14 protein-coding genes, 11 tRNA genes and 6 pseudogenes are annotated in these 19,502 nt (G+C 49.0%); 25 read left to right on the top strand and 6 right to left on the bottom strand.

Annotated features, from left to right (window positions below; all coding sequences use genetic code 11):
• Nucleotides 1–130 precede the first annotated feature (130 nt).
• From ACR1UW_RS15520 to ACR1UW_RS15455, 14 genes are all read left to right on the top strand, one after another.
• A tRNA-Met gene (locus ACR1UW_RS15520) sits at nucleotides 131–207 on the top strand.
• 4 nt (nucleotides 208–211) lie between these two features.
• Nucleotides 212–287: transfer RNA gene (locus ACR1UW_RS15515), tRNA-Asp, on the top strand.
• Nucleotides 288–421: 134 nt separating this feature from the next.
• Nucleotides 422–497, top strand: a tRNA-Phe gene (locus tag ACR1UW_RS15510).
• 172 nt (nucleotides 498–669) lie between these two features.
• Nucleotides 670–745, top strand: a tRNA-Thr gene (locus ACR1UW_RS15505).
• Nucleotides 746–751: 6 nt separating this feature from the next.
• Nucleotides 752–836 (top strand) — tRNA-Tyr (locus ACR1UW_RS15500).
• 7 nt (nucleotides 837–843) lie between these two features.
• A tRNA-Trp gene (locus ACR1UW_RS15495) sits at nucleotides 844–917 on the top strand.
• A 17-nt stretch (nucleotides 918–934) separates the two neighbouring features.
• A tRNA-His gene (locus tag ACR1UW_RS15490) sits at nucleotides 935–1,007 on the top strand.
• A 17-nt stretch (nucleotides 1,008–1,024) separates the two neighbouring features.
• Nucleotides 1,025–1,099 (top strand) — tRNA-Gln (locus ACR1UW_RS15485).
• 5 nt (nucleotides 1,100–1,104) lie between these two features.
• Nucleotides 1,105–1,176 (top strand) — tRNA-Gly (locus ACR1UW_RS15480).
• A 9-nt stretch (nucleotides 1,177–1,185) separates the two neighbouring features.
• Nucleotides 1,186–1,259 (top strand) — tRNA-Cys (locus ACR1UW_RS15475).
• Between the two features lie 61 nt (nucleotides 1,260–1,320).
• Nucleotides 1,321–1,405 (top strand) — tRNA-Leu (locus ACR1UW_RS15470).
• 97 nt (nucleotides 1,406–1,502) lie between these two features.
• Nucleotides 1,503–1,967 (top strand): IS630 family transposase, encoded by a 465-nt coding sequence (locus tag ACR1UW_RS15465; RefSeq protein ID WP_498933997.1) that lies wholly within the window; start codon nucleotides 1,503–1,505, stop codon nucleotides 1,965–1,967.
• A 200-nt stretch (nucleotides 1,968–2,167) separates the two neighbouring features.
• Nucleotides 2,168–3,616, top strand: a complete 1,449-nt coding sequence (locus ACR1UW_RS15460; protein ID WP_498932894.1) for an IS66-like element ISBst12 family transposase — start codon at nucleotides 2,168–2,170, stop codon at nucleotides 3,614–3,616.
• 276 nt (nucleotides 3,617–3,892) lie between these two features.
• Nucleotides 3,893–4,237 (top strand): DUF6176 family protein, encoded by a 345-nt coding sequence (locus ACR1UW_RS15455; protein ID WP_012749497.1) that lies wholly within the window; start codon nucleotides 3,893–3,895, stop codon nucleotides 4,235–4,237.
• A gap of 43 nt (nucleotides 4,238–4,280) precedes the next feature.
• Here ACR1UW_RS15455 and ACR1UW_RS15450 read toward each other — a convergent pair.
• Nucleotides 4,281–5,415, bottom strand: a pseudogene (locus ACR1UW_RS15450) (IS4 family transposase).
• 105 nt (nucleotides 5,416–5,520) lie between these two features.
• Between ACR1UW_RS15450 and ACR1UW_RS15445 the strand changes: the two are divergent.
• Both ACR1UW_RS15445 and ACR1UW_RS15440 read left to right on the top strand, forming a co-directional pair.
• A pseudogene (locus ACR1UW_RS15445) lies at nucleotides 5,521–5,836 on the top strand (Mu transposase domain-containing protein); the annotation flags it as partial.
• Nucleotides 5,829–6,635: an ExeA family protein gene (locus tag ACR1UW_RS15440; protein WP_498933995.1), complete on the top strand. Its 807-nt coding sequence runs from the start codon at nucleotides 5,829–5,831 to the stop codon at nucleotides 6,633–6,635. The pseudogene ACR1UW_RS15445 and the gene ACR1UW_RS15440, both read left to right, overlap by 8 nt.
• A 752-nt stretch (nucleotides 6,636–7,387) precedes the next feature.
• Here the strand turns inward: ACR1UW_RS15440 and ACR1UW_RS15435 are convergent.
• Complete coding sequence (locus ACR1UW_RS15435) at nucleotides 7,388–7,528, bottom strand: hypothetical protein (protein WP_012749540.1); 141 nt, start codon at nucleotides 7,526–7,528, stop codon at nucleotides 7,388–7,390.
• Between the two features lie 150 nt (nucleotides 7,529–7,678).
• Here ACR1UW_RS15435 and ACR1UW_RS15430 point away from each other — a divergent pair.
• Nucleotides 7,679–8,845: pseudogene (locus ACR1UW_RS15430) on the top strand (IS701 family transposase).
• A 62-nt stretch (nucleotides 8,846–8,907) separates the two neighbouring features.
• Here the strand turns inward: ACR1UW_RS15430 and ACR1UW_RS15425 are convergent.
• The gene (locus ACR1UW_RS15425; protein WP_108430521.1) at nucleotides 8,908–9,327 is read right to left on the bottom strand and encodes a GNAT family N-acetyltransferase; all 420 of its coding nucleotides are present in this window, start codon (nucleotides 9,325–9,327) and stop codon (nucleotides 8,908–8,910) included.
• A gap of 378 nt (nucleotides 9,328–9,705) precedes the next feature.
• Here ACR1UW_RS15425 and ACR1UW_RS15420 point away from each other — a divergent pair, with 378 nt between their 5' ends.
• From ACR1UW_RS15420 to ACR1UW_RS15405, 4 genes and pseudogenes are all read left to right on the top strand, one after another.
• Nucleotides 9,706–10,458: an alpha/beta hydrolase gene (locus ACR1UW_RS15420; protein ID WP_014195917.1), complete on the top strand. Its 753-nt coding sequence runs from the start codon at nucleotides 9,706–9,708 to the stop codon at nucleotides 10,456–10,458.
• Between the two features lie 139 nt (nucleotides 10,459–10,597).
• Nucleotides 10,598–10,795, top strand: a pseudogene (locus ACR1UW_RS15415) (IS110 family transposase); the annotation flags it as partial.
• Between the two features lie 210 nt (nucleotides 10,796–11,005).
• A pseudogene (locus tag ACR1UW_RS15410) lies at nucleotides 11,006–12,094 on the top strand (IS110 family RNA-guided transposase); the annotation flags it as partial.
• A gap of 394 nt (nucleotides 12,095–12,488) precedes the next feature.
• Nucleotides 12,489–13,043, top strand: a complete 555-nt coding sequence (locus tag ACR1UW_RS15405; protein WP_498933992.1) for a GNAT family N-acetyltransferase — start codon at nucleotides 12,489–12,491, stop codon at nucleotides 13,041–13,043.
• 495 nt (nucleotides 13,044–13,538) lie between these two features.
• Here the strand turns inward: ACR1UW_RS15405 and ACR1UW_RS15400 are convergent, their stop codons facing one another.
• Nucleotides 13,539–14,618, bottom strand: a complete 1,080-nt coding sequence (locus ACR1UW_RS15400; RefSeq protein WP_063329723.1) for a type I restriction endonuclease — start codon at nucleotides 14,616–14,618, stop codon at nucleotides 13,539–13,541.
• 150 nt (nucleotides 14,619–14,768) lie between these two features.
• Between ACR1UW_RS15400 and ACR1UW_RS15395 the strand changes: the two genes are divergently transcribed.
• The 4 genes and pseudogenes from ACR1UW_RS15395 to ACR1UW_RS15380 all read left to right on the top strand — a co-directional run bounded on the left by ACR1UW_RS15395 (nucleotide 14,769) and on the right by ACR1UW_RS15380 (nucleotide 17,746).
• Nucleotides 14,769–14,906: a hypothetical protein gene (locus ACR1UW_RS15395; protein ID WP_162489996.1), complete on the top strand. Its 138-nt coding sequence runs from the start codon at nucleotides 14,769–14,771 to the stop codon at nucleotides 14,904–14,906.
• Nucleotides 14,891–16,000 (top strand): annotated as a pseudogene (locus ACR1UW_RS15390) (bifunctional 2',3'-cyclic-nucleotide 2'-phosphodiesterase/3'-nucleotidase); the annotation flags it as partial. The gene ACR1UW_RS15395 and the pseudogene ACR1UW_RS15390, both read left to right, overlap by 16 nt.
• Before the next feature lie 801 nt (nucleotides 16,001–16,801).
• Nucleotides 16,802–17,434 carry a LysE family translocator gene (locus ACR1UW_RS15385; protein ID WP_498933990.1) on the top strand — a complete coding sequence of 211 codons (633 nt, stop codon included), beginning with the start codon at nucleotides 16,802–16,804 and terminating at the stop codon, nucleotides 17,432–17,434.
• Between the two features lie 84 nt (nucleotides 17,435–17,518).
• Nucleotides 17,519–17,746, top strand: coding sequence for a hypothetical protein (locus ACR1UW_RS15380; protein WP_033016373.1), 228 nt, complete (start codon nucleotides 17,519–17,521; stop codon nucleotides 17,744–17,746).
• 35 nt (nucleotides 17,747–17,781) lie between these two features.
• On the opposite strand, the gene ACR1UW_RS15375 is transcribed toward ACR1UW_RS15380, so the two are convergent.
• Together ACR1UW_RS15375 and ACR1UW_RS15370 are read right to left on the bottom strand one after the other, a co-directional pair.
• Complete coding sequence (locus ACR1UW_RS15375) at nucleotides 17,782–18,408, bottom strand: LysE family translocator (RefSeq protein WP_498933989.1); 627 nt, start codon at nucleotides 18,406–18,408, stop codon at nucleotides 17,782–17,784.
• 130 nt (nucleotides 18,409–18,538) lie between these two features.
• Nucleotides 18,539–19,489 carry a cation diffusion facilitator family transporter gene (locus ACR1UW_RS15370; RefSeq protein WP_498933987.1) on the bottom strand — a complete coding sequence of 317 codons (951 nt, stop codon included), beginning with the start codon at nucleotides 19,487–19,489 and terminating at the stop codon, nucleotides 18,539–18,541.
• Between the last annotated feature and the right edge of the window lie 13 nt (nucleotides 19,490–19,502).

The raw sequence follows: 19,502 nt of genomic DNA, 5'->3' as shown, positions 1-19,502 counted from the left end.
AGCCTTTGCTTCATCGAATTCACTTCGAGTTGCCTCGACGCATCTGGCATCTTTGAATCAGCTTGTAGAGGAAGAGGTAACGGATAACAACGCTAAGAACATTGTGCAAATTAATTTACTTTCCTATCGTCGCGGGGTGGAGCAGTCCGGTAGCTCGTCGGGCTCATAACCCGAAGGTCGCAGGTTCAAATCCTGCCCCCGCAACCAAATTGGTCCCGTAGTGTAGTGGTTAACATGCCTGCCTGTCACGCAGGAGATCGCGGGTTCGAGTCCCGTCGGGACCGCCATTGTTTCAAAATTATGGAAAGAGACAGCTCAGCAGTTCAGTTGGAGTTGCCTCAACGCATTCTGGCTTCCTCGAATCAGCTTGTAGAGGAAGAGACACGGTGCAGTACAAGCAAAGTAATGAAAAACTTAATATGGCTCGGTAGCTCAGTCGGTAGAGCAAAGGACTGAAAATCCTTGTGTCGGCGGTTCGATTCCGTCCCGAGCCACCATATAACATAATGTGCATCATATGTATGCCGACTTAGCTCAATTGGTAGAGACGAGCATCCGCTTCCTCGAATCGGCTGCGAGTTGTCCCGACGCATCCCGCTTCTTCGAGTTGGCTGGTAGAGGAAGGGACACAACAAATGAACAATGAGCCGCGATTTATATCATAATTATGCCGACTTAGCTCAATTGGTAGAGCAACTGAATCGTAATCAGTAGGTTGCGGGTTCAAGTCCTGCAGTCGGCACCATTCCTTGGAGGGGTAGCGAAGTGGCTAAACGCGGCGGACTGTAAATCCGCTCCCTTTGGGTTCGGCGGTTCGAATCCGTCCCCCTCCACCATGATTGAAGGGGCATAGTTTAATGGTAGAACAGAGGTCTCCAAAACCTCCGGTGTGGGTTCGATTCCTACTGCCCCTGCCATTTTGATTATCATTATGGCGACTATGGCGAAGTGGTTAACGCACCAGATTGTGGCTCTGGCATGCGTGGGTTCGATTCCCACTAGTCGCCCTTCACTTTTACAGCGTTGGGGTATAGCCAAGCGGTAAGGCAACGGACTTTGACTCCGTGATGCGTTGGTTCGAATCCAGCTACCCCAGCCAATGATGCGGAAGTAGTTCAGTGGTAGAACACCACCTTGCCAAGGTGGGGGTCGCGGGTTCGAGTCCCGTCTTCCGCTCTCGATCAAGGCGGCATAGCCAAGTGGTAAGGCAGAGGTCTGCAAAACCTTTACCCCCGGTTCGAATCCGGGTGCCGCCTCCATCTAATGAATATAAAAAGTGTTGACAGACATGAAGTAATGTGATAAAATAATGCATGTCGCGCCGATGTGGCGGAATTGGCAGACGCGCACGACTCAAAATCGTGTGGGGTAGCCCCCCGTGTGGGTTCGACTCCCACCATCGGCATCGAAAATAGGGAGAAGGTTTTAGAGACAAGGGGTTTCACGTAAGTGGAATCCCTTGTTTTTTATTTACCGAATACGATTCGAGAAAAGAAAATCGTGTGCGTACAATCGTGTTCGGTGAGGTGAAATGGAAAGTGCCTACGTGCGGCCATCATGCCCACGTTTCTGTATTTGGGGCGTTGAATGTGCTCAATGGGGACACCGTTCTTCATCGAGCAGTCGCTGCGAATGCGACGACGTTTTTGGATTTTTTAAAGATCTTGAAGATCCGTTATCCAGACCAGCTGATCGTGCTCGTGCTCGACAATGCCCGCATCCACCATGCCAAAATGGTGAGAGATTTCTTGCGCCAAGAAGGGGAATCGTTTCACTTGATCTTTTTACCTCCTTATTCCCCACAGCTGAATCCCATCGAACGCTTGTGGAAATGGCTCAAGGATGCGGTCATTGCCAATGTGTTTCACAAAGATCAAATGGATATTGACCAAGCCATTGCCCGGTTTATGGAATATATAGATCAACAACCGGAAGAGGTGCTTCGACGCTTGGGGTGTGCAGCGTGATGCAAAGGTTAACTTTTCAAGGTGCATTTATATAGTTAAGTGTAAAATTATAGAAGGAATTATATAGATAGGAAGCGAAATAGAGTAGAAAGATAAGGTGAAAAACGAAGTAACTATTCAGCCACATCATAAAGTGAGCTGAATATTTTCTTCTTTCCTTGTCTATGATGTGAATACTGATAGACAAGGAGGTGAATCGCATGTTGACGGTACAACAAGCTGTATTTACAGTTGAGAGCTTAATCGGCAAAGTTCAACAACAAAAACAGCTCATTCATCAACTCATTCAAGAAAATGAACATTTGCGTCACGAAAACAAACAACTACGCAAAGAAAATGAACAACTGAAGTACCGTGTTCAAGAGCTGGAAGCACGCACGAAAAAAAACAGCTCCAATAGCCATTTGCCCCCATCTTCTGACCGTTTTGAGAAAAAGCGTTCCTCCCGCGAGCCGTCTGGCAAAAAGCCTGGTGGGCAAGAGGGACATGAGGGGAAGACGCTCCGTCAAGTGGAACATCCACATCATCGTGTCGTCCACCGTGTGCATACGTGTCAAGGATGTGGAGCTTCTTTGTGTGAAGTCAAACCGTTCAAAGTCGATATCCGTCAAGTGTTTGATGTCCCTCGTGTGGCGATCGAGGTGACACAACATGAACGTGAAGTGAAATCGTGTCCACATTGTCGATGCGTGCAACAAGCCGAATTCCCATCCCATGTCACGAATCATGTGCAATACGGTCCACGGCTCACGGCGCTCGTTGTTTATTTACATCATATCCAATTGATCCCGTACAAGCGTTTAAGTGATACAATCGAAGCGTTATATCAACACTCGATTAGTACAGGAACCCTTGCCAATATGGTGAAACGAGGACGCGAAGCGCTGGAATCAAATATGGACATCATCGAAGACGCCTTACTTGAATCCAACATCCTGCATGTCGATGAAACGAGTTTGCGCATCAATGGGAAACTCGCATGGGTGCATGTCGCGTGTACATCGAGATATACATACTTGGCTCCTCACGCTTCTCGTGGAAAAAAAGCGACCGATGATATCGGGATTCTTCCCCGATATGAAGGGACGATGATGCACGATGCGTTCGGTACATATCCGAAATACACACATGCCACCCATGCCCTTTGTCACGCCCATCATTTGCGTGAGTTAAAAGGATTCATCGAACAAGGGCATACGTGGGCGATGCGCATGACCACGTTTCTGTTAGCCGCCAAGCAAGCCGTCGAAGCCCATCACGGTGCACTTTCCGAAGAAGAAGCGAGACGGTGGGAACGAGTGTATGATCGCATCCTAGAAAGAGCACAACACCGATTAGAAACGATGACGCCTCTTCCGAAAAAAGCACTCGCTTTTGTTCGACGCCTTCAAAAACGAAAGGAAGAAGCGCTGCGTTTCTTACGTGAAGTACATGTTCCCTTTGACAACAACCAAGCCGAACGCGATCTTCGCATGGTCAAAGTCAAAGAGAACATTTCGGGTACGTTTCGCGAAGAAACATTCGCGCAGTCGTTTTGCATCGCAAGAAGCATCGTTTCCACACTGACGAAACACGAAAAAAACGTGTGGGATTCGTTATGTCTTCTGTTGGCAGGCGAAACGATCGATCGAGTTCTTTCCGCTACCTAGGGCATTTTCTATGACCGAAATGCCCTATTTGTGCTGGGCTTTTTTATACACTAGCACTGGGGTGAATAGTTACAAAACGAACGTCTAAGCAAGGGATGCTGCTCGATGTAGTATGCTATATCATTTTTCTGTTAGTTGTCTGGCATGTGGCGCACGGTCACATTGATGACTATTATGCGACGCTTATCTCCACCGTTTTCGGCATGGCATACAAGATATACTGCTTTCTTTCTATATTTTGAAGCTCATCAATAAATAGAAAGGTGGAAGCATGAGATGAAAGTAGAATTAAGCAAATTTCGCGTAAAGGAAGGAAAATCGAAGCGGGTGGATGAATGGATGGAATTATTAAACACACATATGAACGAGGTGCTGTTGACGCTCAAAGATGAAAAAATGCATGTCGAAGCGATCTTCCGCGAGCGAAATGAGGAAGGAGAGTTTCTTTACTGGTTCTCTGTTCAGGGAGAAGGCGGGATTTCCGTAGAAGAGTCCGAACACGAAATTGATAAAAAACATTTGGCGTTCTGGTATGAGTGTATTGATGAGGAATATAACGAACCTGTGATCACGACAGAAGTAGTGATGATTCCAGAGCATATTCGTAAGGCGATGGAGTAAGCAAGTTTGAGAAGTTAATCATGAATCTAATCACGAGTGTTGATTATCCAAAATTATACATACGCCTTCCATCAATTTGGGCATACTCAAACAAAGCAGCGGCCCTCCCCGATTTCCAATCGAGAGGAAGCTGCCCAGAGAAAAAACGGCGAACAAACGAAATGAAGGAAAGAGAGCGGTTCGTCCGTTTTTTGGTTTGATCATACAGCCATCGCAACAGCACATACGCGATGAATGCCGCAAACAGTTGGTTGTATACCGCATTTTCCGTCGTGCCAAACAAGGTCGGGACATTCAGAATATTGCTTCACCCAACGGAAAAAGACCTCAACAGTCCAACGTTGTTGGTACATGTCGGCAATGGTTTCCGCAGACGCATGGAAGAGGTTCGTCACGACCCGAATGTCGCGGCCATTCGCATCTCGAAAGATCACCACCCGGTGACGTTTGGTGGAGCGGTATTGTTTCGTTCCCAACTGGCACGTGAAGTCGGCTTGAACCGATGAGGATGTGCTGGAAAGGCGGTTCAAGCTTTTTTTCTGATGAAGTTCGATGTTGTCCTTCATCCGAATGACAAACAGCTGATGCTGCTCTACAAATCGATCGAGGCGTTCGATTTTGACATACGCCCGGTCTTCCACCAGCACTTGTTGAGCGTTCGTCAACTGTTCTCCCACTGGGCCATCGTGACGCAGTCCGGTCGTTTCCACCATGTCTGCCGGCAACGAGGATTCCGGCGAATACGCGACGTGCAGCTTCACTCCGGCGCGTTCGCCGTGATACGGTGCCCATGGCAGGCGGTTTTTCCCGACCGTGACGGTCGTCGAATCCACCACCCGAAGCGGTTTGGGAAACCGAAGCGAACGGCGGGTTTGGCGGTTGCACTTGGAAATGATCAACGCCAACAAGCGTTTCATGATGTCATAGGGAACTTCTTTCGCTTTCTTGGATACTGTGGAATAATGGAATCGCGGCAATCCATACAGAGGCCCCACATCGGCTCCGTGGCGAAAGCTTTTCCATTGATGCATGGCGGCCAGCAGGAAGAAGTGAATCAACTCGCGCAACGTAAAGGTTCGAGACGAATCACGATACCCAACCGCTTCGGCAATCAGTTGAATCTCTTCATCCGAAACAAGTTTTTGCATCAAATTCGGGAGTGTGGTATGCTTGTTCATAGAGAGCACCTCCTGGGTTTGTTTGTGTCGCTACTCACATTCTACAGGAAAGGTGCTCTTTTTTCTATACCCTTTGGATTTTATTGGATAATCAACACGCCTGATCCACTGTTGGAGCTGAATCCGCCGAAATCGCTTGACGAGTTGAACGAGCGTTTTTGGAAGTGGCTTGAAGAGGAGTATCATCAAGGTGAAAGCCGATGGCACGATCACCCTGAATAAACAGCTATACGAAGTGCCGCCTCGGTTCATTGGGCAATCGATTGAGCTCCGCTATGACGAACGAGGCGTCTATGTGTACGAAGATGGCAAACGGGTGGCGGAAGCCATTCGGGTGCGTTTGGAGGACAATGCCTATGTAAAACGCCATCGGTCCCCGTTTGCGGCGATTCCGGCGAAGGAGGGAGAACACGGTGTATAAATCGTTTTACCCCCTTTCGCGGGAGCCGTTTGCGAAAGAAACAGACCCGTCCGAGGCGTATCAAGGGGCGTCATTTCAGGAAGCGTTGCGGGCGCTGGAGTACGTGAAACGAACCCGGGGGATCGGGCTGTTGATCGGAGAGCCGGGGGCGGGCAAGACGTTCGCCCTTCGGGCGCTGAAAGAGTCATTGAATCCATCATTGTATCATGTCGTCTACTTTCCGTTATCCACCGGAGGCGTGATGGATTTTTACCGTGGACTGGCCTTGGGATTAGGAGAGGAACCGAAGTACCGCAAGGTAGACCTCTTCCGCCAAATCCAGCAGGCGATCGAGCGATTGTATCATGAACGGCGGATCACGCCGGTGTTCATTTTGGATGAGATGCATTTAGCGAAGGATGCATTTTTACAGGACATCGCGATCTTATTCAACTTTGAGATGGATTCGACCAACCCATTTGTCTTGATTTTGGCCGGGCTGCCCCATTTACAGGGGAAGCTGCGGCTCAATCAGCACCGCCCTCTCGACCAGCGGATCATCATGCGATACCGGATGGGGCCGCTGGAGAAGGAAGAGGTGGCGGGCTACATCGAACATCGGATGAAACAGGCCGGGGCGAAGCATCCGATCTTCACCCCATCGGCGTTAGAGGCGATTGCCCTGCAGTCGCGGGGATGGCCTCGGGTGATCAACACGTTGGCCACGACGTGCCTGTTATACGGGTATCAGCTGAAAAAGGACGCCATTGACGAAGAAATGGTGCGCATGGCCGCAGAGGAAAATGGGGTATTAGCATGAAAGGGGCCGGATCGGCCTCTTTTGTGCTTTCTCTTTTCCATAGGTCCATCAGGCGCGCTGGAAATCTTCATCTGAAAGAGCGTGCAAACGTTCCGAAAGAATGTGCAAAATCCGGAACAATCCGCAAAAATTTTGCACATTATTTCCGAATCCGTCCGAAATAATTTGAAAAAGGGATTCTGAAATAATGTGCTAATTTACAAACAAGCGAAAGAAATGTTCCTTGCCTCTTGCCAACAAGTAAATTTTACAACTGTCGAAACAATTAGAAGGAGTGCATAAATCAATCCCCTTCTAAGGCATTGACCTTGTAATTACTTCAATGACTAACGTAAGAACAGCTAAAACGATGGTCATTAAAGTTGAACTGAATAATACTTTTCTACTGAAAACAGTAAATTTTTGGTTTCTAATGAACTTTTGATAAGCAAAATAGACGAGAATACCCAATATAATTGAGGCAATCCAACTTATTAAGCCTACTTGTGTAACCAATTTTCGCCAATCGAAAACCCAAAAGTATAGAATGGCGAAATGAATGGCTACTAAGGGTATCGTTATGATTACCGATATTAACCTTAATATAATCATCACTCCCAGATTTATTATACCATTATTTTTGAAAAAATTTGGTAAACATTTATTGAGGTTATTAGCAACAATTTTTTAGAAAAGAGCCAAAATAAAAGATAATACTTAATACAGTAACAATAAAAAAATCAAACCAACAACCCAAATCAGCTTTCTTTCCCCTACCCCGTTATTCTAGCAATAAATCCTCCTACTAAATACCCTGCTAATAAAATAATAAAAGATGCCCCTACATAAAATCCTATTCTAATAAATGTATCCTGACGGTTAACAAAATCGATAATTAAATCCAATACTTTCATATTGAATTCCTCCATAAATCTTTATTATTTACTGTAGATGAGCAAAATCACTAACATAAATTTACATCGAAACAAAAAAGGAGACATGAACCCGATTCCTTGGTTAGAATAGATGTGCTACCAAACTATTCACAAGGAGGTTCATGTCTCATGAATAGATTAGCACATCATCAAGGAATTCACAAGTTTTTCACGATGTTGGGGTTGGCCCTTTATTTTTCAAAACCTGTTATGAAGCATCTCGTTCATATCGTGGATGCGATGATCACGAAGGGCTTTTCGGGAACATTGACCGATCTTCATGATGGGAGCTTTCATCCGAACCACCGCACGACACTCAGCCATTTTTTCACGAAAAGTCCGTGGGAGGAAGAGACACTGCTTCGCAAACTCCAGCAGTGGATCCTTGTGTCGAACGCATCGCCAAACAGGAGAATCAACCCTTGTTTGTTTCGATCGATGATACGATTTGCCAAAAAACCAAGCCTTCGTCACGGGCAACACACGCGATTCAGGGATGTGATTGGCACTACTCTCACTCAGAGAAAAAATCGATTTGGGGCCATTCTCTTGTTTGGTTCATGGTTCATACTGCAACCCAGGCGTTTCCCTTTGCCTTCCGCCTCTATGACAAGACGGCGGGAAAAAGCAAAGGGGAACTTGCGATCGAGATGCTTTCTTCGTTGGATGTACGCCGTCCCGTTTATGTGCTGATGGATTCGTGATATCCATCGAAAGCGCTCGTGGAAGCTTGTCTGAAAAAAGGATTCCACGTCATCGCGATGCTCAAGACGAACCGGATTCTCTATCCGAACGGCGTTGCCGTCCAAGCGAAGCAGTCGGCCCGCTCCATCGAACCGAATGACACTCACCTCGTCACGGTGGGAGAAGAGCATTATCGCGTCTATCGTTACGAAGGAGCGCTCAACGGTCTCGACCATGCGGTGGTGCTGCTCGCTTGGAAAGCCGATCAGCCGATGACATCGGAACATCTTCACTGCGTCTTGAGCACCGACCGGGAACTAAGCGATGAAGACATCTTGCGCCACTATGCCCAACGCTGGTCGATCGAATGCTTTTTTCGACAAGCGAAAGACCAGCTGAAGCTCGATGGGTACCGTGTTCGTCAGGTTCGGGCGGTGAAACGCTGCTGGATCTTGGTGCAGCTTGCTTACGTTCGAGTCGAACAGCGATTTTTCTGATGGGCTCGATCTCTTGCGCAAGAGAAAAGGACATAGCCTCGTGGAGTTCATTTACTGTGCAGCGAAACAAAATATTCCCATTGATACCGTGAAAAAACAGCTCCACGTGGCATAAGGGGTACCCTGTTTGTTTCTTTTTACATAATTATTGTTATGAAAATTGCTCATCTACAGTTCTTACTCTAAATACTCGTTACTTAGCTCAGGATTTAAATACCTTGCCATTCCTGTTTTAACCCTTTTTAATCCAAGTTTCCGATAAAACTCTTCATTTCCAGTTGTTGAGATTAAATGCACACAAGAAACACTACTTAGTTTATCCAATAAAAACTCCATAATTTTTTTAGCTATCCCTTGCTTTTGAAAATCTCGATGGACCACAACATCATAGATTGCAGCATTAAAAACACCATCTGAAATCGCTCTTCCAAATCCAATAATTCGACCATTTACAGTAGCCAATGCTATAACATTACTTGCTTCAAAAACCTGCTTAATAATCTCGTTTGTATGCTTTGTCCAACCGACAGAACAATAAACTTCTCTCATTTCATCAAGATTTACATTAGAAAAATCACTATGTATTTTTATGTCCATAATACTCCCCCTACCGAGTCGTTAGATTAACAAACTACTTTTATATATTATGCAAGTGGTAGAAAAAATCCTTTTTTGAACATTACTGTCTGTTAGTCGAACAAGAAAATCAACAACATTATTTAACAGAGTCTCAGCTTAAATGATAAAAATCATTTTGCTCCTCTAAGGCTAATAGCTTCTTTTGCCATATAAAAAGGGAGATACATATGAATTAACCCGTGGTGCTAGATAAACTCAAACAAGCATAAAAATAGCCCTTGCATGAGGATCCCCTTAAAATGAAAGTGCAACCAACCATTAAAAAGGAGGAAAAAAGAGGTGCGGCGGCGAATATAGTGAGAGGAACGGATTTGACTAGATAAGGGGGAGAGGAAGATGAGCGAACAATATCCGGTGCTCTCGGGCGCCGAGCCATTTTACGCCGAAAACGGGCCGGTCGGGGTGCTGCTCGTGCACGGATTCACCGGCACGCCCCACAGCATGCGCCCGCTCGCTGAAGCGTATGCGAAAGCCGGCTATACCGTTTGCCTGCCGCGCTTAAAAGGGCACGGAACGCATTACGAAGACATGGAACGGACGACGTTCCACGATTGGGTCGCCTCGGTCGAAGAAGGATATGGATGGCTGAAACAACGATGCCAAACCATTTTTGTCACCGGGCTGTCGATGGGCGGGACGCTCACGCTTTATTTGGCGGAACATCACCCAGACATCTGCGGCATCGTGCCGATTAACGCCGCTGTCGACATCCCGGCCATCGCCGCCGGGATGACGGGCGGGGGCGAGCTGCCGAGGTATCTGGATTCGATCGGTTCGGACTTGAAAAATCCGGATGTGAAAGAGCTGGCATACGAGAAAACGCCGACCGCTTCGCTTCTTCAGCTGGCTAGGTTGATGGCACAGACAAAAGCGAAACTCGATCGCATCGTCTGTCCGGCGTTGATTTTTGTCTCCGACGAAGATCACGTCGTGCCGCCGGGAAACGCCGACATCATCTTTCAAGGCATTTCATCGACGGAGAAAGAGATCGTCCGCCTCCGAAACAGCTACCATGTGGCGACGCTCGATTACGACCAACCGATGATTATTGAACGGTCTCTCGAATTTTTCGCCAAGCACGCCGGATAAAACGAATCGGTATATGGCTGATCCTGTTCAAAGGAGCATTCCCGTTAGGAGCTTTTCCGGGGACTTGATCAAAAAAAGCCCTCTTGGTATGATGCAGGGGTGTCAACCACATCACTCACCATACCAAGGAGGACTTCAGATGAATTGTACACAAAACTATAAAATTGATCAAGTACCCGAACAAACGCTTGTCGTGGGTATTGATATCGCGAAACGAACCCACTACGCCTGCTTCGTGGATGACCGGGGGCGCGTGCTTCGCAAATCGTTCCCGATCTTCCAGTCGAAAGAGGGGTTTCAACAGCTGTATGAAGCGATTCAGGAGGCGATGCAAGCGTTCGTGTTTTCTGCAAAGAAAAAATACAGAGTTTCGCAACGAAAAGTGCAGAGAATTACAACTTGACATGGAGCCTCTGGGGGCGTGATGAAAAAGCCAGGAAGCCAGCAATATCAAGGGCTGGCTATGCCTAAAAAGGCTATCACGCCCCCCTCTCCATGTAAAGTTGGCCTAAGCCAAATTCTCTGCAGATCTCTGCATTTTTATTTTGCAATAAACACGTTCGGAAAGCCGCAGGTGATCGTCGCCGTGGAGCCGACCGGGCACTACTGGTTGAACCTGGCCTACTTCCTCGAGGAGCACGGGATCCCGTTGGTCATGGTCAACCCGGCGCATGTGTGCCGGTCGAAAGATGACAACCTGCCGACGAAACACGACGCCAAAGACGCCCTGGTCATTGCCAGACTGGCAAAAGACGGACGATTCCTCGTTCCCCGGCTGCTGTACGAGATTGAAGCCGATTTGCGCGTGGGGAGCACGCTCAAAGAGAAGCTCCGCAAGGAACAGACGGCGGTGAAAAACGCGATCGTCCGCTGGACGGATCGGTATTTTCCAGAGTTTTGGACCGTGTTTCGTGACTTGGGGAAAACGGCGCTTTCGGTGTTGGAGTGGACGCCGCTTCCGGCTGATATGGCCGGCCGGACGGTGGAGGAGCTTCTTGAGGTGTACCGGCAAAGCGAAGGGATGAAATGCCCGCAGAAGGCCAAAATTCAGGCGTTGATCAACACCGCGAAGGACTCGATTGGGGTGACGGAAGGGACAGCGATGGCCCGGTTTGAGATCGCCGCGCTCGTCCGCCGATACCGCCAATTGGAGGCGGAGATCGCTGCACTGGACGCCGAGTTGAAGGCATTGGTTCAAACGACGATGGAGTACCAATGGTTGAAAACGGTCGACGGGTTGGGAGACGCCACGATCATCGATCTGCTGGCGGAGATCGGCAGCTTCGCCCATTATCGGGACCCGCGCCAATTGGTGAAGTTGGCGGGCCTGACGCTCAAGGAGAACTCCTCCGGCCAGCGCAAAGGGCAAAAGCACATCTCCAAACGGGGACGGAAACGGTTGCGCTCGGTGCTGTTTCGGGCGATGATTCCGCTGATTCGGCACAACGAGGCGTTTCGCGAGCTGCATGAATATTACACGACCCGCCCCGTCAACCCGCTGACCGGAAAGCAGTCCATCGTCGCCTTGTGCCGGAAGCTGTTGAATGTGCTGTTTGCGATTTGTACGAAGAAACAAGCGTTTGACGCGGAGCGAATGAAACAGGACGTCTTGTCCCAAGTGCAACGGGCGGCCTAAGGCCTCCCCCCTGCGAACGGAAGAATCGTTGGACAACGAGATGACACCGGAGAAGCTGGCGTGATTTCATCCATTCGACCTTGAGTCCCTAAAGGAGCTTGGCCGGCCTCCGCCTGATGACGAGACCGAACGAGGGAATGTTGGCGCGAAGACGCCCGGAGACATGGGAGGGTTCGTCCTCATCAGCGACGCGGAGATCCAAAGGGTGCATCGAATATGCTTCCGCCACGGAATGAAAATATACCCATCCGTGACCGCGAAGCGCACCCTAGGTCTGTAAGATATCCACAAAACTGAAAAAGGATGTAAGGGGTTTTGTCGAAAAATATTTTTTGGACACCCCTGAGAGGCCGAAAAGCCTTGATACATCAACATTTCTAGAGGGAGGATGGCTATGGGGAACATTCAACCAAGGCGGTTGATGACGGCAAGCGGCCGGCCGATTGTCGTACGGACGGCATCACCTGAGGATGCCGAGCGTGTCGTTGCGTTTGTGAAGGCGGTGGCGGCGGAAGCGCCGTATTTGCTGACGACGGAGGCAGAAGTGGTGACTACGAGCGAGCGGCAAAAACAATGGCTGCAACAAATTATGGATGATCCGGGAAAGTTGGCGATTGTCGCCGAGCATGACGGGGAAATAATCGGGCTTTTAGATTTTCATAACGGCCATAAGCAGCGAACCAGACACCAAGGGTCCTTCGGCATGAGCGTGAAAAGCGATTTTCGGGGCCAAGGGGTCGGCAAGGCGCTGCTTGCGGCGCTTCTTGATTGGGCAACGGAACATCCGTTCATTGAGAAAGTGTGCCTCGAGGTTGTGGCTGACAATACGAATGCGCTTCGCTTGTATCAAATGTTTGGGTTTGTCGAAGAAGGGGTGAAGAAAAACGCCGTCAAAATCGATGACAACACGTACTGGGATTTGATCGTGATGGCCCGCTTTGTCAAATAGGGGGACGGGGTGGCATCAAAAGTGTTATGAAAACTCCACACAGACCATCCCATTGAGCATCGAAGGGATGCTCAAGGCTGGATTCGCCTTTGGCCAACACCCGCCAAAGGTGGGAAAGAGTCATCAAGGGCGACGGGGACAAAAAGAAGGCAATCGAAAAACCGCCCTTGCCTTTATCGAATGTTACCTTTGGCGGCGTTCGGTTGGTCAAGGGTTCGCTTCGCCGAACCCGGCAGGTTTTCTCTTCGACGGGCTCGGGAGGACAAAAAGGTCAGGCTGTCTCTTGTTGGAGAAACGCTTGTGCCATGGCGATCAGCTTCGTTCACTGGGCCGACATATGCGATAGCTCGGCGAGCTCCGGGATGACGACCGGCACCCGGCCTTCGAGCGCGCTATGCGGGCGCAGAAAGTGGAAATAGCCACCTTGGAGGTTTGGAGATCCTCCTTTGAAACATGGGTGTTCCTTCTTTGTTATGGAGCAAGGATTTCCAATGTTTAGAGGAATTTCTGTGCTACTTTTATTAGTTTATCCCTATGTTTTTCAATATCGGCCACCGTTTCGATATATACTGTTGTTCTCCCTTCATCATTGAACTGAATGTACTTGTTGCTTGTATTGAGTCCGAGACGGCAAATCCATCTTCGGATGTTATTGTCCAGTAAAACATTGAAGTAGCTCAAGTTATCGCGATAATAGATACGTTCGGGATCGAGAATCTCCCTTAGGAGCAGCCGCACTAATACATACCCCTCAAGCTCCTCCTCTGTAGTGACGATCTGCGGCGCATTGTGTTCCTCTTTTGGATCTTCGGGAACATCTGGCGCTTTCTCTTCTTTCGCTTGGGCGGTCTCTTCTTCGTCACTGTTGGCTAAGGCAGCCTTAAGTTTATCGTTGACTTGGTCGTTTAGAAACTGTTTCAGTGCCTTTTTCACAAGTCCTTGAAACTTTTCGATCACGTTTTTAGTTTTCTTTCCGGGATAAATATCGCTGATGATGAATGCAACAAACTCATCGGACGGGTTTTCCCACTGATTATTCAGGAACTGTTTAATTTCATTTAGGTATTTTAATTCGGATGCGGCGCTGAAAATGCTGTCGACATCGAAACTGCTTTTTCGGAATTTCGCCAGCTCGACAATTTGATTTTCTCTCGGTTCAGCGAGGTTAAACTCGAAAAATGGCACTGAATCCATTTTGTTTTGTTCATCGAGATCGGTATAAAATCTGTATAAGATGCCGTTAGTCAAAATAGCGAACTTAGCTGAGGTTGCACCAAAATATCTAAACAGCTGCGAATCGTGTTTATCCAGCTTTTGATTGGCGGCCTTAGCTTCAATGAGAATAACCGGTTTTCCATCGATCATAATGGCGTAGTCGACTTTTTCCCCTTTTTTGATTCCCACGTCAGCTGTAAACTCCGGTAAAAACTCTTCCGGATTGAAAATATCGTACCCTAGAACTTGAAAGAAAGGCATAATGATCGATGTTTTCGTAGCTTCCTCTGTCGCTATAGTATTTTTTAATCTGTTCACCCTTTTCGATAGTGTCTGGATCTGCTCGATGAAGTGATCCATTTTGCTCCACCCCTCTGCATAAAATTTATATGTCCTTGACGGACCATTTATATCCCCCTTTGCTAGATTTTCAGCGAAACGTTTTACGAAAATTTTGTATCTTTATAGTATAATACAGATGACAATGATTTGATGAGTGGGGGATGGACATTGAAAAAACGGAAGAAATACGCGGCGGCGAGCGTGGTGTTGGCGTTGGGGCTGCTGGCCCCTTCGTTTGGGCCGACGGCGGTAGGCGCGGAGGAGCGGGACGTCGTCAAGCTGCGCATTTTAGTGGCGTTCCGGTGACGATGCCGGGTTCATGGGGCGATACGCTCGGCGTGATCGACTTGACGGTCGAGCAAGTCGACGGAAAATGGAAAGTGACGCAAGCGAAAGCCCAACTCCGTCCAGTGTATGACAAGGCGACGAAAACGCCGTTGGTTGACAGCGATTCGGCCGTCGAGCAGGCCATTCAGGCGGAGCACGAAGCGACGATCCAGTACGTCCGCAGCCCGGTTGGAAAAACTACGAGCCCGATCAACAGCTATTTTGCACTCGTTCAAGATGATCCGTCCGTGCAAATCGTCACGAACGCCCAAAAGTGGTATGTGGAAAAAATGTTAAAAGGGACGCAGTATGAAGGCCTTCCGGTGCTGTCAGCCGGCGCTCCGTTCAAGGCCGGCGGGCGCGGTGGACCGAGCTATTACACGGATATTCCGGCAGGGGAAATCGCCATTAAAAACGTCGCCGATTTGTACTTGTATCCAAACACGGTGTATGCGCTGAAAATTACGGGAGCCGAGTTGAAAGAATGGCTTGAGTGGTCGGCGGGGCAATTCAACCAAATCGACCCGAACAAGACAGGCATTCAGCCGCTTATCAACAACGACTTCCCGACGTACAACTTCGACATTATTGATGGAGTGACGTATGAGATCGATGTCACCGAGCCGGCGAAATACGACAAAAATCAAAATGTGATCAACCCGAAAGCAAACCGCATTAAAAACTTGCGATTCCAAGGCAAACCGGTGACGCCGAAGATGGAATTTATCGTTGCGACGAACAACTATCGGGCGACGACGAACCGGATCATCAATCCGGGCGGGAAAAACACGATTTTGGCTGCGCCGGATGAAAACCGGCAAGTGATCATCGATTATATTCGCGAAAACGGAACGATCAACCCGTCCGCGGACGGCAACTGGACCTTTGCGCCAGTGAAAGGGAAAGCATCGGTGACCGTTTCCTTTGAATCGTCACCGGAAGCACAAAAATATTTGCCGCCAGACAGCCGCATCCGCTATGTGGCGACATTGTCCAACGGGTTTGCCCAATACGAACTTACGCTGTTGTCTTGGAAAGAAACGAAAACAAACCATTCGAAAGAGCTAGAAAAATCTGGACGTTAAGAAGAGGTTGGAAAAATAGCAGGTGATTTCGTATAAAATACTGCTAGTTCCAGCTGTTTCTTAATTAGAACAACCTTGCGGAATCAATCTTCTTTTTCGGCGAAATGCCGCTGATTTGCTCGTGACAGCCGTTTTTTACCGGCCTTTTAGGTGACACGAAAATGTGACTAAAAGTATTTCTGGCGCTACTGCCATTTTTTCCATTTCGAAAATATCGCCTTTTTGACTGACGATGAGAAGAAGATCTTTTACGTTAACGTCATTTCCGAAAGAAGTCTCCCACCTCAAGGAATGTGAAGAGCGATCGATCAATGAGTAGGTGGGAGATGAATTTCGGTTGGCCATCGCCGATGAATATGATCGTCTAGGGTTCAAACCGACACCTTTGGAACGAAGGGAAGCGTAAATAAAGGGTTCTTGTTTGTGGCTTACCGTTCAGCGAACACGCACAAGTCGCTTGAAGCCCCTGCCTCTAAGCGAAGCGTAGGTGGTGGGCAGTTCACTTCTAACAAGGACAGTGAAAAACAGCCGCTTTCGTTGAGCGGGCGGTCATGGAAGGAAAAAAGATGTTCGATTGGGGAAGCGCTGCTTGTCCGACCGGGCGCTACCCATCATCTGCTTTTTTCGAAGGCCGGTGGACATCGAGGTTTTTGGGATCATTCGTTTTGGAAAACGGAACGATTTTGTCACTGTATCGGTGGTGAAGCCACCCACCTTTTGTAACATTGCCCGAAAGCAGTGCCGCTGTCCATGGATGATTGTTTGCTAGCTTGGTCAGGAGGGAGACATGTGTTAGGCATTACAAGTTACGGGATGTATTTGCTGGCGTCGATTTTGATGCATGCCACTCCGGGAGTGGATACGATGTATATTATGGGGCGCAGTGTGGCGCAAGGGAGAAAAGCGGGCGTGTATTCGGTGTTGGGCATTTCGACGGGGGTGTTCATTCATACGTTGCTCGCTGCGTTTGGTTTGGCGGTGATTTTGCAGCAGTCGGTTGTCTTATTTACGGCTGTGAAAATCGCTGGCGCGGCGTATTTGGTGTATCTTGGCATCAAAATGATGCGGCAGCCGGCGCCGCCCGCGTTGGAGTCGGGGGAGTTGGCGCCGATAAAGCTGAACAAGATTTATTGGCACGGCGTGACGACGAATGTGTTGAATCCGAAAGTGGCGTTGTTTTTCCTTTCGTTTTTGCCGCAATTCATCGAAACGGCCCAGCCATACGGCCCGCTTCCGTTTCTGCTGCTCGGCGTTTCGTTCGTGGTGACGAGCACGCTGTGGGGGCTTGGCGTCGTCTATGTCGCCGCGCTGGCGACGAAACGGATGCGTCAAAACGCGAAAATGGCGCTTCTTGTCAATCGATTGACAGGGATCGTGTTTATCGGGCTTGGTGTGAAGCTGCTGCAAACGAAAGCGTCGTGAGCGAGGGCGAACGGCGTCAGAAAGCATGATCCTCACCTGCCTGAAAGCGCGGGCGGTGATTCGGTGCGGAGGTTGGCTAGAGGAATGGGGACGGATGACAAAGGAATAGCGGTGATTCTCCTTGTGGCGGGAATCGGGGTGTTTCCGTTTGGGATCGTGATCATTAAGCAGCAGTGGGAAGAATACAAGAAGAAGGAGGGGCGTGAGCGGAGAATAGTCTTGTTTTTTGAAATGATCGATCTTTGGTCAACATGGGTGCTATTTCTCTCCCTGCTCCTCATATTGGGAGGCGCGGCACTGTTGTGGAGATGAGCAGAAAAGAGGGCAGCCGCCCTCTTTTTCTTCCGCTACGACCGCTCGCTGAAGGCGATTTGGATGCCGATGGCGGCGAAAAGGATCCCTTTTAGCCAGTTGATCCGCCGAGCGATTCGTTCGTTCGACAGCAGCCAGTGGCGCAGTTTTTCCGCACCGATGCTCACTAAGGTGAAGACAGCGAGAGCTTGAACGAGAAAGATGACGCCTAATACGAGCATTTGCTGCGGGATCTGGCCCGCTGACGGATCAACGAACTGCGGCAGGAGCGCCAAAAAGAAGAGCGACACTTTCGGATTGAGCACGTTCATGACAATGCCTTTTTTGTACAGCGAGGCGTATGCCATTGGCTTCTGCCGCCCAAAGGAGAGGCCCTCGTCTCGTTCACGGAACGCCTGCCAGGCCAGGTACAGCAAATACACAGCTCCTGCATATTTGACGACGGAAAAGGCCAAGGCGGATTGGTAAATGACGGCCGAGACGCCGAGCACCGCCGCGCTGATATGGACAAGCAGGCCGGTGCACAGCCCGAGCGCGGTGGCGATGCCTGCGTGTTTGCCTTGCGACACGCTTTGGGCGATGACGAATAAAATGTCCGGGCCCGGCGCCAATGTAAGCAATATGGCGACGCTGAAAAACGAGAAGATCGTTCCGATTCCCATGAGGCATCCCTTCCTTCGGCATGATGACTCTATATGTTCGCCGCGGATCGTATTGATTCCTTTTTGTTTGAAAGGGAAAATGGACAAACGAAAAAGCCGCCCATGCCATTCAAAGCAGAGGCGGCATTTCCTATTCATGGGAAGCTTTTTTCTCCAAAAACGACCGGCCATATTGGCCATGGTCATGGAGCATGGCGTGCTCGACTTGGATCGTGGCATGCTCAATGCCGTATTTTTCCTTCAGCATTTCATTCACCGCCAAAATGACACAAAGCGGCTGGATGTGCTCGCTGACAAACACATGGGCCGACAGCGAGTAATGGTCGGTGGAGATGGCCCATAAATGCATGTCGTGCACGTCTTCGACCCCTTCGATCTGTCGAATGTCGGTGCGGATTTGTTCGAGATCGAACCCATCAGGTACGGCTTCCATTAAGATGAGATACGATTCACGCATAATTTTCGCCCCGCCTGTGAAAATGATGGCGGCGATCACGAGGCTGATGATCGGATCGAAAATCGTCCAGCCGGTGAAGTAAATGAGCAGCGCGGACACGATGACGCCGATCGAGCTGATTAAGTCGCCGATGAAATGCCAAAGGGCGCTCTGAACGTTCAAGTTGTCTTCTTCTTTCGTGCTCCGGCTTAAGACGATGGTCAACGTCAAGTTAACGATGAGGCCGATCGCCGCGATTCCGAGCATAAGACGAAAGTTGATCGGTTCAGGATGAAGAAAACGCTGAATGCCTTCCCATAAAATCCACAGCGCAATGACGGCCAACGTCAGCCCGTTCAAAAACGATGTGATGATTTCAAATCGCAAAAAACCGAACGTAAAGCGGCGGTTCGGCGGGCGCGTTGCCATGTAGAGGGCGACCATGCTCAATCCAAGCGCCAATACATCGGATGCCATATGGACCGAATCGGACAAGAGGGCGAGTGAGTTGGAAATCAGTCCGCCAATGATTTCAACGGCGGTGAAAAACATGGTCAACAAAAGCGTCACCCAGAGCGCTTTTTTTGATTCATGTTGCGTTTTGACGTGCGGGAGGTGGTGAAAATCGTACAGTGTTGGAGCCATAATGCACCTCCGT

Source organism: Geobacillus lituanicus (assembly GCF_050994965.1).
In the GTDB taxonomy this organism is placed as follows: domain Bacteria; phylum Bacillota; class Bacilli; order Bacillales; family Anoxybacillaceae; genus Geobacillus; species Geobacillus stearothermophilus.
The sequence above is the reverse complement of the archived record's forward strand: the minus strand, read 5'-3'. Positions and strand labels throughout refer to the sequence as shown.

Bases quoted from the DNA above. Each gene is read 5' to 3' on its own strand.
- ACR1UW_RS15425 (WP_108430521.1), bottom strand. From the start codon at position 9,327: ATGGACATAAAAATACATAGTGATTTTTCTAATGTAAATCTTGATGAA.
- ACR1UW_RS15370 (WP_498933987.1), bottom strand. From the start codon at position 19,489: ATGGCTCCAACACTGTACGATTTTCACCACCTCCCGCACGTCAAAACG.
- ACR1UW_RS15420 (WP_014195917.1), top strand. From the start codon at position 9,706: ATGAGCGAACAATATCCGGTGCTCTCGGGCGCCGAGCCATTTTACGCC.
- ACR1UW_RS15435 (WP_012749540.1), bottom strand. From the start codon at position 7,528: ATGAAAGTATTGGATTTAATTATCGATTTTGTTAACCGTCAGGATACA.
- ACR1UW_RS15405 (WP_498933992.1), top strand. From the start codon at position 12,489: ATGGGGAACATTCAACCAAGGCGGTTGATGACGGCAAGCGGCCGGCCG.
- ACR1UW_RS15400 (WP_063329723.1), bottom strand. From the start codon at position 14,618: ATGGATCACTTCATCGAGCAGATCCAGACACTATCGAAAAGGGTGAAC.
- ACR1UW_RS15460 (WP_498932894.1), top strand. From the start codon at position 2,168: ATGTTGACGGTACAACAAGCTGTATTTACAGTTGAGAGCTTAATCGGC.
- ACR1UW_RS15375 (WP_498933989.1), bottom strand. From the start codon at position 18,408: ATGGGAATCGGAACGATCTTCTCGTTTTTCAGCGTCGCCATATTGCTT.
- ACR1UW_RS15455 (WP_012749497.1), top strand. From the start codon at position 3,893: ATGAAAGTAGAATTAAGCAAATTTCGCGTAAAGGAAGGAAAATCGAAG.
- ACR1UW_RS15380 (WP_033016373.1), top strand. From the start codon at position 17,519: ATGGGGACGGATGACAAAGGAATAGCGGTGATTCTCCTTGTGGCGGGA.